This window comes from Rhodovulum euryhalinum (assembly GCF_004342445.1).
GTDB lineage: Bacteria > Pseudomonadota > Alphaproteobacteria > Rhodobacterales > Rhodobacteraceae > Rhodovulum > Rhodovulum euryhalinum.
Genome location: NZ_SLWW01000002.1, coordinates 155,217 through 166,938, shown reverse-complemented (window position 1 = coordinate 166,938; position 11,722 = coordinate 155,217). Strand labels below are relative to the sequence as shown.

Below are 11,722 nucleotides of genomic sequence, written 5' to 3'. Positions count from 1 at the left end.
CCGCCAATCCCCCGCAAGGCCGGATCAGCCGACCGCGCGCGAAACCGCGGGCTCGACCCTCTGGTTCTCGCAATCGGGCTGGAACCCGACCAGAACCGCCCCGCCGCCGACCGGTTTCAGCCGGCAGGAAAGCCGCCGCCCGTCACGGTGGACCAGGCTGCCCGACCACGGCTTTCTATGCCGTATCAGACGGGCAAGGTCGACGACGGTGCCGGTTTCTCCGGGCATGCAGTTCTTCTGCCAGAGCGCGGTTGCCTCTGCGATGTCTGTCGTGCCCATAACCAGAAGCGGGTCTTCGCGCCAAAGCTCGGCATAGGCCGCGTTCGACATCGTCACGAGCCCCGCGCTGGAAAAGACGGCGATCGCCTCGTCGAAACTGTCGATCACCGCCTGGCCGGTCTCGATCTCGCCGCGGAACCGCCGGGTCAGCGACATCTCGGCACTGATGTCCTCGAACAGGAAGGCCACCGCGCCATCGGGGTGTGGCCGTCCGGTCACCCGGTAGACCTGGCCCGAGGGCAGTGTCCAGGTATCGGCATAGACCCCGTCCTGCGCGTCGCGTTCCAGCCGGACGATCTGCTCGCGCCAGGTGCGATAGTCCTTGGGCTCGGGCATCATGCGCGTCTCGCGCAGCCGGTCGAGCACGGCGACGAGGCTTGGGCGTGCGGTCAGGAATTCGGGCTCGAGGTTGAAGAGATCCAGCATTGCTGGGTTGAACAGCACCAGCTCTCGCGCCCGGTTGAACACCGCAAGGCCGATCGGCAATTCGGCAAAGGTCTTTGTCAGGGTCTGGACGAAATTCCGCAGCGCGGTTTCTGCCCGCACGGCGGCATCGGCGGGCAAGGCGAAATGCAGGCGCGTTCCCTCGGCCGTGACCGAAACGCAGTCGAACCAGTGCTCGGCGTCGTCGCCGACCCGGATCACCTCGCGATGCGGCGCCGCTTCGCTGTCTGCCTGCGGGGTGAAAAGTGCGGGCAGCGGCCAGCTCAACGGCACATCGTCGCCCTGGCATTGGCGCACGAGTGCAAGATAGGCGCTGTTCGCCCAGGCGACAGCGCCTGCCTCGTCCTCCTGCCAGGCCGGGGTTGGCATCGCCTCGACCACATCGCGCAGCGTGGTCAGTTCGGCGGCCATCGCGGCCAGGCTTTGCGGATCAGGCAGGCCGTCCGCCCGGTCGCGGTCGGGCAGGTGCAACGACAGCCGGGCGACGCCGTCAAGCCAGGTCGCCGACAGTTGCGCCGGACCCCCGGCCTCGGCCAGAAGCGTGCTTCCCTCGCGATCGAGATGGGCCATACGGTCGCGAAAGCCCGGGAACCGCGGCGCGACAAGCGCACAGAATCGCTGCCAGTCCGACAGTCCGGACGGGCCGTTCGCAAGAAAACCCCGCCCTTCAGGCGTTGCATCGACCAGCAGTTCACCATCGAACAGGAAGATCATGTTGCTTTCGGCGGGCCTTGGGCCGGCCGGGCGCGAGAGGCGGGGCAACAATGGCAGCAGCACCAGCGCGATCACCGCCGTCGCCAGCGATGTCGCCCCGACGATCAGCGCGAAAACCCAGTCGAAAGTCATGTCCTGCCCCACTGTCCGGCGCCCGAGGGGCATCTTTTCGACAGAAGGGTTAACGTAGCGTTAATACACCGTTTCGGCCTTCCGCCATCGGCCGGGCGGGTCTGTCAGGCCTCTATCGGAAGGTTCTCGCCCAGCGCGGCAAGCTGGGATTCCGCGCTGACCCCGATGGTCGAGATCGGCCATTGGACCTCGACCACCGCGCCGCCCGGATCGGAGCGGTCGGTATCGGTCAGGAACGGGTCGGACCCGTTGGCGAAGCTGAGGCTTGCGCCCGAGCGTTCCAGAAGCGTCTTGGCAATGAACAGCCCAAGGCCCATGCCCTCGTATTCCGGCCGCGCCTTCTGGCTCACCGGGCTCTTGCGCTGGCGAACGAAGGGATCGCCGATCCGGCCCAGCAGGTGCGGCGGATAGCCCGGCCCGTCGTCCATGATGCGGATCGTGATGTCCTCCTGGGTCCATTGCGCCACGACCCAGACCCGTGTGTCGGCGAAATCGACGGCGTTCTGGATCAGGTTGCGAAGGCCGTGGATTATCTCGGGGCGGCGGTAGACGACGGGCATCCGCGGTGCGCCGCCATGGATCGGCTCCGAGGTGAAGATCAACTCCTTGCCGCGGTTGACATGCGGTTCGGCGGCCTCCTGAATGATCGCCTCCAGCGGCGCGGTCCGCATGTGCAGGTCATCCTTTCCGGCCCGGCCCATCGACCGCATGATGTCGCGGCAGCGGTCGGCCTGGTCGCGGATCAGCTCCATGTCCTCGCGCAGGTCCGGCCGGTCCTTCAGCTCATCGATCATCTCGGCACTGACCAGCTTGATCGTCGCCAGCGGCGTGCCCAGTTCGTGCGCCGCGGCGGCGACCACGCCGCCGAGATCGGTCAGTTTCTGCTCGCGCGCCAGCGCCATCTGGGTGGCCAGCAGCGCGTCCGACATCTTGTTCATCTCCGATGTCACACGTTCGGCGTAAAGCCCGAGGAACGAGATCCCGATCACGATGGCGGCCCAGAACCCGAAGAGAAAGATGTTCGGCAGGCGCTGCACGGCGCCGTCGGCAGTCACCAGCGGCAGATGATAGAAGGCAACCAGCGAGACCAGTGCAAAGGCCACATGGGCCAGAAACAGGGTCGATTTCTGGCTGAGCGCGGTGGCCGAGATGGTTACCGGCGTCAGGATCAGCAACGCGAAGGGGTTGTTCAGCCCGCCGGTCAGGAACAACAGCGCGGAAAGCTGCACGATGTCGAACAGAAGCGTCAGCATCGTCTCGGTTTCCGACAGCCGCCGGTTCTCGGGAAAAACGGCGACGGCGACGATGTTGGCCAGCACGGCCGCACCGATCACCAGCAGGCAAAGCCCGAGATCGAGCTGGATCTGGAAGTAGAGTTCCGCCACCGCGATGGCGATCACCTGCCCGGCCACCGCGGCCCAGCGCAGAAGGATCAGGGTCCGCAGGCGGATCCAGTTGCTGCGCTCGGCAGGGGGCAGAAGACCGGGGGTGGGTTCAGGCATGGTGCATCCTGTGGCAGGGTTTGCCCTTGTTAATCCGGGCGCGAAAGCCGATCAATGCGCCACGGATCGCGCAAGGAGTTCCGCCATGAACCGCATTGCCCTGGCCGCAGTCGCCGCCGCCGCTCTTGCCGGCTTCATCGGCGGCGGGGTTTACCTGGCACAGAGGGGGCCGGGTGATGACCGCTTTGCCCAGTGCCGGACCGGACGGATCGGTGGCGATCCCGCGCAGCTTGGTGGGCCCTTCACCCTGATCGACGAAACCGGCGCACCCGTGACCGAGGCGGATGTCATTACCGGGCCCACGCTGATCTATTTCGGCTATACGTTCTGTCCCGATGTGTGTCCGCTCGACAACAGTCGCAACGCCGAGGCGGTGCATCTGCTGGACGGACGGGGTTACGAGGTCCGGCCGGTCTTCATCTCGATCGATCCGGCGCGCGACACGCCCGAGTTGCTGTCCGAGTTCACCGGCTACATGCACCCAAGGATGCTGGGCCTGACCGGAACCCCCAAACAGGTGCAGGCCGCCAGCCGCGCCTATCGCACCTTCTACCGCATACAGGATGCAGACGACGACTACTATCTGATCGACCATTCCACCTTCACCTACCTCGCGTTTCCGGATCTCGGCGTGGTCGAGGTCTTCGAGCGCGATGTGACGCCCGACGAGATGGCCGAGAGGGTGGCCTGCTTTGTCGATTCGTTCTGAGTGAAATTGACCCACCGGCGTTAACGTCCTACAAGGACGAAAATGTCTGGCCCCATCAGGAGTTTGCCCCCATGGCCGACGACGAACTCAAGGATCTCGGCCCCGATCCTACCCTTCTCATCGTGGATGACGACGAACCGTTCCTGCGACGTCTCGCCAAAGCGATGGAAAAGCGCGGTTTCCAGACCGAGACGGCGGATTCCGTCGCAGCCGGCAAGGCGATCGCCACGGCCCGTCCACCGGCCTATGCGGTGGTGGATCTGCGGCTCGAGGACGGCAACGGGCTCGACGTGGTCGAGATCCTGCGTGAAAAGCGGCCGGACGCCAAGATCGTGGTTCTGACCGGCTATGGTGCGATCGCAACCGCCGTCGCCGCGGTCAAGATCGGCGCGACCGACTACCTGTCCAAGCCCGCTGACGCCAATGACGTGACCGCGGCGCTGTTGTCGAACGGCGAGGCACTGCCGCCGCCGCCCGAAAACCCGATGTCGGCCGACCGCGTGCGGTGGGAACATATCCAGCGCGTCTACGAACAATGCGACCGTAACGTGTCCGAGACCGCGCGGCGGCTGAACATGCACCGCCGGACCCTTCAGCGCATCCTGGCCAAGCGCAGCCCGAGGTGAGGACCGGCGCGGTTGCGCTGCTCGTTCTGGTGGCGGGTTGCGTGACCGCAACGCCCAGGTCTGACTCGACCCTGTTGCGGCCCGATTCGGGTGGATTTGCCATCGACGGCAGTCCCCTTCGCATCGACTTCGGCCGGGCCCCCGGGGGCGTGATTGCCGCCCTGACCCGCGAACTCGGCCCGGCCCGCACGCTGCCCCTTGACGGCTGCCCGGACGGGATCGAGCAGCGCCTCGCCTGGGGCGACCTCGTCGTGAGTTTCACGCCAGAGCAGTTCGTGGGGTGGCGCAAGCAAGATGCGGCGGCCGGGCAGACCTGCGGCTGAGACCGATCAGATTTCTGCCAGAAGTTCCGCATGCCGCGCGGTATAGGCCGCACGGACTTCGACCGGGGGGCGCAGCCGGATGCCCAGCCCCTCGATCAGCGCCGGGTCGGGCTTGCCGAAGAAGCGGTCGGCCTCGCTGACGGTGAACCCCGCGATCTGCGTCGCCTCCAGCCAGGCCGAGACCTGGTCGGCCTTCTTGATCTGTTTCTTGACCCGGTCGGGTACCGTCGCCGGCAGCCCGAAGCGCAGGTGAACCGCAACCGCGAGGCGCCGGTCGAGTTCTCCGTAGTCCGGCCCCACAGCGGCCTTCACCGGCGAGATCATGTCCCCGATCACGTATTCGGGCGCATCGTGAAGCAGCGCCGCCAGCCGCCATTTGGCCGGCGCATCGGGCGTCAACCGGCCAAAGAGCGCCTCGACCAGCAGCGAATGTTCGGCCACTGAATAGGGAAAATCCCCTGCCGTCTGACCGTTCCATCGGGCGACGAAGGCCAGCCCATGGGCAATGTCCTCGATCTCGATATCCACAGGAGTCGGGTCCAGCAGGTCCAGCCGGCGGCCCGAGAGCATCCGTTGCCAGGCGCGTGTCCGTCGCATCCGTTCACCACGTTCGTTTTCGTCGGCTTGCCACGGGCCGCGCGCATTGTCGAGACGGGCCGGGGATGCTAAGGGCAGCGGCAACCGACAATCCCGAGGAGAAGGCCGCGATGGCTGAAGATTTTATCGTCAAGGATATTTCCCTGGCCGAGTTCGGCCGCAAGGAACTGGACATCGCCGAAACCGAAATGCCCGGCCTGATGGCGCTGCGCGAGGAATATGGCGCGGCGCAACCGCTCAAGGGCGCGCGGATCGCCGGCAGCCTGCACATGACCATCCAGACCGCCGTGCTGATCGAGACGCTTGTGGCGCTGGGCGCGGATGTGCGCTGGGCGTCGTGCAACATCTTCTCGACCCAGGACCATGCCGCCGCCGCGATCGCCAAGGCGGGCGTGCCGGTCTTCGCCGTCAAGGGTGAGACTCTGGTCGACTACTGGACCTATACCGACCGGATCTTCCAGTTCGCGGACGGCACCGCCAACATGATCCTCGACGACGGTGGCGATGCGACGCTGTACGTCCTTCTCGGCGCGCGGGTCGAGAACGGTGAGGACGACCTGATCGCCGTACCCCATTCCGAAGAGGAAGAGGCGCTGTTCGCCCAGATCCGCAAGCGCATGGCCGAAACCCCCGGCTGGTTCACCCGCCAGCGCGACGCGATCAAGGGCGTGTCCGAGGAAACGACCACCGGTGTTCATCGTCTCTACGACCTGATGAACAAGGGCCTGCTGCCCTTCCCGGCCTTCAACGTGAACGACAGCGTCACCAAGTCGAAATTCGACAACAAGTACGGCTGCAAGGAATCGCTGGTCGACGGCATCCGGCGGGCCACCGACACGATGATGGCAGGCAAGGTCGCCGTGGTCTGCGGCTATGGCGACGTGGGCAAGGGCTCGGCCGCCTCGCTGCGCGGCGCCGGGGCACGGGTGAAGGTCACCGAGGTCGACCCGATCTGCGCGCTTCAGGCCGCGATGGACGGGTTCGAAGTGGTCCTGCTGGAGGACGTGGTCGGCAGCGCCGACATCTTCATCACCACCACCGGCAACAAGGACGTCATCCGCATCGAGCACATGCGCGAGATGAAGGACATGGCGATCGTCGGTAACATCGGCCATTTCGACAACGAGATCCAGGTTGCCGCGCTCAAGAACCACAAGTGGACCAACATCAAGGACCAGGTGGACATGATCGAGATGCCCTCGGGCAACCGCATCATCCTGCTGTCCGAAGGCCGCCTCTTGAACCTCGGCAACGCCACCGGCCATCCGTCCTTCGTGATGTCGGCCAGCTTCACCAACCAGGTTCTGGCGCAGATCGAGCTGTGGACCAAGGGCGACCAGTACGGCAACGAGGTCTACATCCTGCCCAAGCACCTGGATGAAAAGGTTGCGCGCCTGCATCTGGACAAGATCGGCGTCCGGCTGACGCAGCTTTCGCCCGAGCAGGCGGCCTATATCGGCGTGACACCCGAAGGCCCGTTCAAGCCGGAACACTACCGCTACTGAGGCGGCGCATCGGCAAGAAGGCCGCCGTGGGCTGGACCCGCGGCGGCCTTTTGCTTGCCTTCAGGCCGGGCGCTGCCACCTAGACCCCGCCCCGGCCCTCCTCCGCCGGCCCATGCAGGCGGGTCAAGGCCCCGGATCGGGTCCGCGGCGCGTCTCGCTCGCCTAGAGCGTTTCGCCGAACCCGAACGTCTGCGTCACATAGTCGATGTCCTTGTCGCCGCGGCCCGACAGATTGATCAGGATCGACTTGCCCGGATGGTTTTTCGCCTCGCGCATGGCGAAGGCCACGGCATGCGCGCTTTCCAGCGCCGGAATGATGCCCTCGTGCCGTGACAGCGCGAAGAACGCGCCCAGCGCCTCCTTGTCGTCGGCGGTGGTGTAGCTCACGCGGCCCGTCTTGTGCAGATGCGCGTGTTCCGGCCCCACGCCGGGATAGTCCAGCCCCGAGGCCACCGTGTGCACCGGCGCCGGGTTGCCGTCCGCATCCTTCAAAACCAGCGTCCGGAAGCCGTGGATATCCCCGTCCTCGCCGAAGCTGATCGTCGCGGCATGGTCGCCCAAGGCGGACGAGGTGCCCAGCGGTTCCACCCCGTACAGCGCCACGTCATCGTCGATGAAGCCCGAGAACATGCCCATCGCGTTCGACCCGCCGCCGACACAGGCCGCCACCATGTCCGGCAGTTCGCCGGTCATCTCGATGAACTGCTCGCGCGCCTCGACGCCCACCACATGCTGAAAGTTGCGGACCATCATCGGAAAGGGATGCGGCCCCACCACCGAGCCGATCGCGAACAGCGCCGTATCGGCCTGCGAGATGTAGCTTTGAAAGCACGAGTCGACGGCCTCTTTCAGCGACCGCCCGCCAAAGGACACCGGCACCACCGTCGCGCCCAGCAGCTTCATCCGGGTGACGTTCGGCGCCTCCTTGGCGATGTCGATCTCGCCCATGTGGATCTCGCACTCCATCCCGAAATAGGCCGCGGCCGTGGCCAGCGCGACGCCATGCTGGCCCGCGCCCGTTTCCGCCATCAGCTTGGTCTTGCCCATGAAGCGGGCCAGCAGGCCTTCGGCCATGCAATGGTTCAGCTTGTGCGCGCCGGTGTGGTTCAGATCTTCGCGCTTGGCGTAGATCTGCGCGCCGCCGCAGAGGTCGGACAGGTTCTTCAGATAGGACACGGGCGTCGGCCGTCCCTGGAAATGCTTGCGGATATAGCGCAGCTCGCGGATGAACTCGGCCGACTTGGAAATCCGGTCATAGGCCTCGCGGATCTCCTTGAAATGCGGCTCCAGCGGCGGCGGCAGCATCGCGCCGCCATAGTCGCCGAACCAGCCCTCTCGGGTCGGCGTGGTCTTGAGATAAGACGCCATTTCGATCCTCCTCGACGTGACTTGCCGCGATATGACCGCGCCCCGCCGCCGGCCTCAAGGCGTGAAAGCGACACATGCCAGCCGCGGCTCGATCTGCGTGAAATTTCGGTTTGTGGGCTGCGGCTTTTTGCCTAGGTTTTGGGGACTTCTGTCATCCGGATTGTCAGCTTGGGAGGTTTGAACATGGGAAAACGAGACGAATTGATCGCCAGATACGCCGAGGACCTGCGCATCAAGTGCGGGATCGAGCCCGACATGGATCTGCTGACCAAGGTCACCATCGGCTGCGGTCCCGCGATCTATGACGCCGATGCCGCCATCGTGGCCGGGTCACAGCCCGGCGAACTGGAAACCGTCAAGGACAAGTTCCTGGTCAAGAAGCTGGGGCTCAGGGACGGCCCCGAGCTGATGGAGGCGATCCACGCGGTGATCGAGACCTATGGCAAGTCCGAGCGGAACAAGTACCGCGCCGTGATCTACTACATGCTGACCCGGCATTTCGGGAAAGAGAAGATCTACGGCTGACCCCCGGGGCCCGCCAACGGACCCCCTGTCCATGTGCCTGCGCGTTCGTCTTAAATTGCAGGCACTTGCCTTTTGCATGGATCGGGCGTCCGGGTTATGGTCCGGACATGCCCTCCAGTATGGCGGGGCCCTCAGACAAGTTCACGTGTGGTGCGTAGGGTGCACGTGGGGTGATGGAGGGTTCCGCATCTGGCGGAGCCCTCCATTTTTTCGTGGCTTGTCGGCCAGGGTGCCCTCTTGCGCCTACAGCCCGCCCATCTCGCAGACGATCCGCCATTCCTCGTCCGTCACCGGCTGCACCGACAGGCGCGAGTTGTTGACCAGCACCATTTTTTCCAGCCGCGGGTCGGCCTTGCACATCTCGAGCGTCACCGGGCGCGGCAGGGGTTGCACTGCCTTGATGTCCACACATTCCCAGCGCGGATCGCCGGCCTTGCTGTCGGGGTGCGCAGGCGCGATCACCTCGACGATGCCGACCACCGCCTTCTCGGACAGCGAGTGGTAGAAGAACCCCCTCTCGCCCACCTTCATCGCCCGCATGTTGTTGCGCGCCTGATAGTTGCGCACCCCGTCCCATTCCTCGCCGGCCTCGCCCTTCGCCACCTGCTGGTCCCAGCTCCAGGTGTTGGGTTCGGACTTGAACAGCCAATGCGCCATCAGCCGATCACCTTCTTCCATTCCTCGATGGCGACGCTGTCGAACAGCCCCGCCCTGGCATAGGGGTCCCCCGCGGCCCAGGCCTCTGCCGCCGCGCGGTCGGTCACGTCGAGGATCACCAGCGACCCGCACATCTGCCCCGCCCCGTCCAGGAACGGACCGGCCTGCGCCACGACTCCGGTTTCGGCAATATAGGCAAGGTGCGCGTCCCGGTTGGCCTTGCGGGTGTCGAGATGACCGGGCTTGTCCCGGCAGATCAGCGCGAACAGCGGCATCGGTCATTCCTCCTTCAGGGGGCGGCTCAGCAGGATCTTCACAGCCTCGGAAATGCTGCGTCGGCCGTCAATCACATGGGCCACGCTTTGCGTCACCGGCATGTCGATGCCGCGCGCCGTGGCGATGGCGGCGACGGCCCGCGCGGTGGCGGCGCCCTCGACCGTCACCTCGGGGTCGAAATACTGGGCCTTGCCCAGCGCCACGCCAAAGCTGAAGTTGCGCGACTGGGTCGAGGTGCAGGTCAGAACCAGGTCGCCGAACCCCGACAGCCCCGCCAGCGTTTCGGGTTCGGCCCCATAGGCGCGGGCAAAGCGCTGCATCTCGGCAAAGCCGCGGGTAATCAGCGCCGCGCGCGCACTTTCGCCCAGCCCGGTACCGATCACGATCCCCGCTGCGATGGCCATCACGTTCTTCAGCGCGCCGCCCAGTTCCGCGCCCACCGTGTCGGTGGTGCGGTAAAGCCGCAGCGTGGGGGTCGACAACTGTTCCTGCAACGCTGCGCCCACGCCCGGATCGGCACAGGCCAGCGTCAGCGCGGTGGGCAGCCCACGGGCGATGTCGGCGGCAAAGCTGGGGCCGGTCAGCACCGCGGGCACCGTCGCCGGGCAGTTTTCCGCGATGATCGCGACTGGTCCCCGCCCCGTGGCGAGGTCCACCCCCTTGCAGCAGGCCACCATCGCGCGCGCTGACAGCCGCCCGCCATGGGTTTGCAGCATCCCTGCCAGAACCTGCATCGGCGTCGTCAGCAACACCAGTTCCGAACGGCCGATGTCGTCGATGTCCGACGTGATCGCGACGTTCTCCGGCAGCTTCACGCCGGGCAGGCGGGCGTTTTCGTTGCGCTGCCGGATTTCCTCGGCGAACGTCTCTTCGTGGGCCCAGATCGCCACCTCGCGCCCGGTCTGCGCCAGTACGACGCCCATGGCCGTGCCGAAGGCGCCCGCCCCTGCGATTCCGATCACGCTCATGCCTTTGCTCCTCTCTTGCCCGTCCCGATCAAGGCGGGGCTTTTCTCGTCCAGCGGCCAGCGGGGCCGGGCGGCCAGGTCCATCCCGTCGCGCGCGCCCAGCCGGAACCGCTCCAGTCCGGCCCAGGCGATCATCGCCGCGTTGTCGGTGCAGAGCGCCAGCGGCGGCGCGACGAAGGGCAGCCCGGCCTCTGCCGCCACGTCCTCGAGCGCCGCCCGGATCGCCCGGTTGGCCGCGACCCCGCCCGCCACGGCGAGTGCCGTCAAGCCCACGGGTGCCGCCGCGATGGCCCGCCGCGCCTTGCCCGCCAGCACGTCGCGTACCGCCGCCTGGAAGGATGCGCACAGGTCCGCCCGGTCCTGTACCGTGATCCCGCCCTTTTCCGCGATCACCGCGTCCCGTGCCCGCAACAGCGCCGTCTTGAGCCCGGAAAAGGACATGTCGCATCCCGGCCGGTCCATCAGCGGCCGGGGAAAGGCAAAGCGCCGCGCGTCACCTGCCTCGGCCGCGCGCTCCACCGCCGGGCCGCCGGGTTGCGGCAGCCCCAACAGCTTTGCCGTCTTGTCGAAGGCCTCGCCCGGCGCATCGTCGATGGTGCCGCCCAGCCGGGTGAAATCCTCGACCCCCTCGACCGACAGGAACTGGCAATGCCCGCCCGAGGCCAGCAGCATCAGATAGGGAAAGTCCAGCCCATCCGTCAGCCGCGGCGTCAGCGCGTGACCCGCAAGGTGGTTGACGCCCACCAGCGGCAGCCCGGTCGCCGCCGCGATCCCCTTGGCGCACATCACGCCCGACAGCACGCCGCCGATCAGCCCGGGTCCAGCCGTGACGGCGATGGCGTCCAGGTCGGACAGCCCGATCCCCGCCGCCGCCAGCGCCGCCTCGACGCAGATATCCAGCTTTTCCGCATGGGCGCGCGCCGCGATTTCCGGCACCACGCCGCCAAAGGGCGCGTGCAGCTCGGCCTGCCCCTTGACTACCGAGGCCAGGATCTCGGGCCGCGCGCCGTCGCGCTGGCGCACCACGGCGGCCGCGGTGTCGTCGCAGCTGCTTTCTAGTCCCAGCACCGTAAGGGTGTCGCCCATGGCTCTGCCGTT

General features: G+C 66.5%; 13 protein-coding genes. 5 read left to right on the top strand and 8 right to left on the bottom strand.

Translation table 11 applies throughout. The features are described from left to right. Window positions 1-24 precede the first annotated feature (24 nt). Both EV655_RS03105 and regB read right to left on the bottom strand, forming a co-directional pair. Window positions 25-1,569, bottom strand: a complete 1,545-nt coding sequence (locus EV655_RS03105; RefSeq protein ID WP_165905254.1) for a PAS-domain containing protein — start codon at window positions 1,567-1,569, stop codon at window positions 25-27. Window positions 1,570-1,673: 104 nt separating this feature from the next. Next, window positions 1,674-3,071, bottom strand: a complete 1,398-nt coding sequence (regB, locus tag EV655_RS03100; RefSeq protein ID WP_132541667.1) for a sensor histidine kinase RegB — start codon at window positions 3,069-3,071, stop codon at window positions 1,674-1,676. Between the two features lie 85 nt (window positions 3,072-3,156). On the opposite strand from regB, the gene EV655_RS03095 reads away from it, so the two are divergent. The 3 genes from EV655_RS03095 (at window position 3,157) to EV655_RS03085 (ending at window position 4,729) form a co-directional block, all read left to right on the top strand. Then, complete coding sequence (locus tag EV655_RS03095; protein ID WP_132541664.1) at window positions 3,157-3,780, top strand: SCO family protein; 624 nt, start codon at window positions 3,157-3,159, stop codon at window positions 3,778-3,780. A gap of 71 nt (window positions 3,781-3,851) precedes the next feature. Continuing rightward, window positions 3,852-4,406 (top strand): ActR/PrrA/RegA family redox response regulator transcription factor, encoded by a 555-nt coding sequence (locus EV655_RS03090; RefSeq protein ID WP_132541661.1) that lies wholly within the window; start codon window positions 3,852-3,854, stop codon window positions 4,404-4,406. Next, the gene (locus tag EV655_RS03085) at window positions 4,403-4,729 is read left to right on the top strand and encodes a hypothetical protein (RefSeq protein ID WP_132541658.1); all 327 of its coding nucleotides are present in this window, start codon (window positions 4,403-4,405) and stop codon (window positions 4,727-4,729) included. The genes EV655_RS03090 and EV655_RS03085 overlap by 4 nt, the downstream gene beginning before the upstream one ends. Before the next feature lie 6 nt (window positions 4,730-4,735). Here EV655_RS03085 and EV655_RS03080 read toward each other — a convergent pair whose 3' ends face one another. Further along, window positions 4,736-5,326 (bottom strand): HD domain-containing protein, encoded by a 591-nt coding sequence (locus tag EV655_RS03080; protein WP_132541655.1) that lies wholly within the window; start codon window positions 5,324-5,326, stop codon window positions 4,736-4,738. Between the two features lie 110 nt (window positions 5,327-5,436). Between EV655_RS03080 and ahcY the strand changes: the two genes are divergently transcribed. Next, the gene (gene ahcY / locus EV655_RS03075) at window positions 5,437-6,831 is read left to right on the top strand and encodes an adenosylhomocysteinase (protein ID WP_132541652.1); all 1,395 of its coding nucleotides are present in this window, start codon (window positions 5,437-5,439) and stop codon (window positions 6,829-6,831) included. Between the two features lie 162 nt (window positions 6,832-6,993). Here ahcY and trpB read toward each other — a convergent pair whose 3' ends face one another. Further along, window positions 6,994-8,199 (bottom strand): tryptophan synthase subunit beta, encoded by a 1,206-nt coding sequence (trpB, locus tag EV655_RS03070; protein WP_132541649.1) that lies wholly within the window; start codon window positions 8,197-8,199, stop codon window positions 6,994-6,996. Window positions 8,200-8,382: 183 nt separating this feature from the next. On the opposite strand from trpB, the gene EV655_RS03065 reads away from it, so the two are divergent. Continuing rightward, window positions 8,383-8,724, top strand: coding sequence for a DUF2853 family protein (locus EV655_RS03065; RefSeq protein WP_132541646.1), 342 nt, complete (start codon window positions 8,383-8,385; stop codon window positions 8,722-8,724). 243 nt (window positions 8,725-8,967) lie between these two features. Here the strand turns inward: EV655_RS03065 and EV655_RS03060 are convergent, their stop codons facing one another. The 4 genes from EV655_RS03060 to tsaD are packed head-to-tail and all read right to left on the bottom strand — an operon-like array spanning window position 8,968 to window position 11,710. Further along, window positions 8,968-9,381 (bottom strand): EVE domain-containing protein, encoded by a 414-nt coding sequence (locus tag EV655_RS03060; RefSeq protein WP_132541643.1) that lies wholly within the window; start codon window positions 9,379-9,381, stop codon window positions 8,968-8,970. Continuing rightward, the gene (locus EV655_RS03055; RefSeq protein ID WP_132541640.1) at window positions 9,381-9,656 is read right to left on the bottom strand and encodes a YciI family protein; all 276 of its coding nucleotides are present in this window, start codon (window positions 9,654-9,656) and stop codon (window positions 9,381-9,383) included. Before EV655_RS03055 ends, EV655_RS03060 begins: the two co-directional genes overlap by 1 nt. Window positions 9,657-9,659: 3 nt before the next feature. Further along, window positions 9,660-10,625, bottom strand: a complete 966-nt coding sequence (locus EV655_RS03050; protein ID WP_132541637.1) for an NAD(P)H-dependent glycerol-3-phosphate dehydrogenase — start codon at window positions 10,623-10,625, stop codon at window positions 9,660-9,662. After that, window positions 10,622-11,710: a tRNA (adenosine(37)-N6)-threonylcarbamoyltransferase complex transferase subunit TsaD gene (gene tsaD / locus EV655_RS03045; RefSeq protein ID WP_132541634.1), complete on the bottom strand. Its 1,089-nt coding sequence runs from the start codon at window positions 11,708-11,710 to the stop codon at window positions 10,622-10,624. The genes EV655_RS03050 and tsaD overlap by 4 nt, the downstream gene beginning before the upstream one ends. Window positions 11,711-11,722 lie beyond the last annotated feature (12 nt).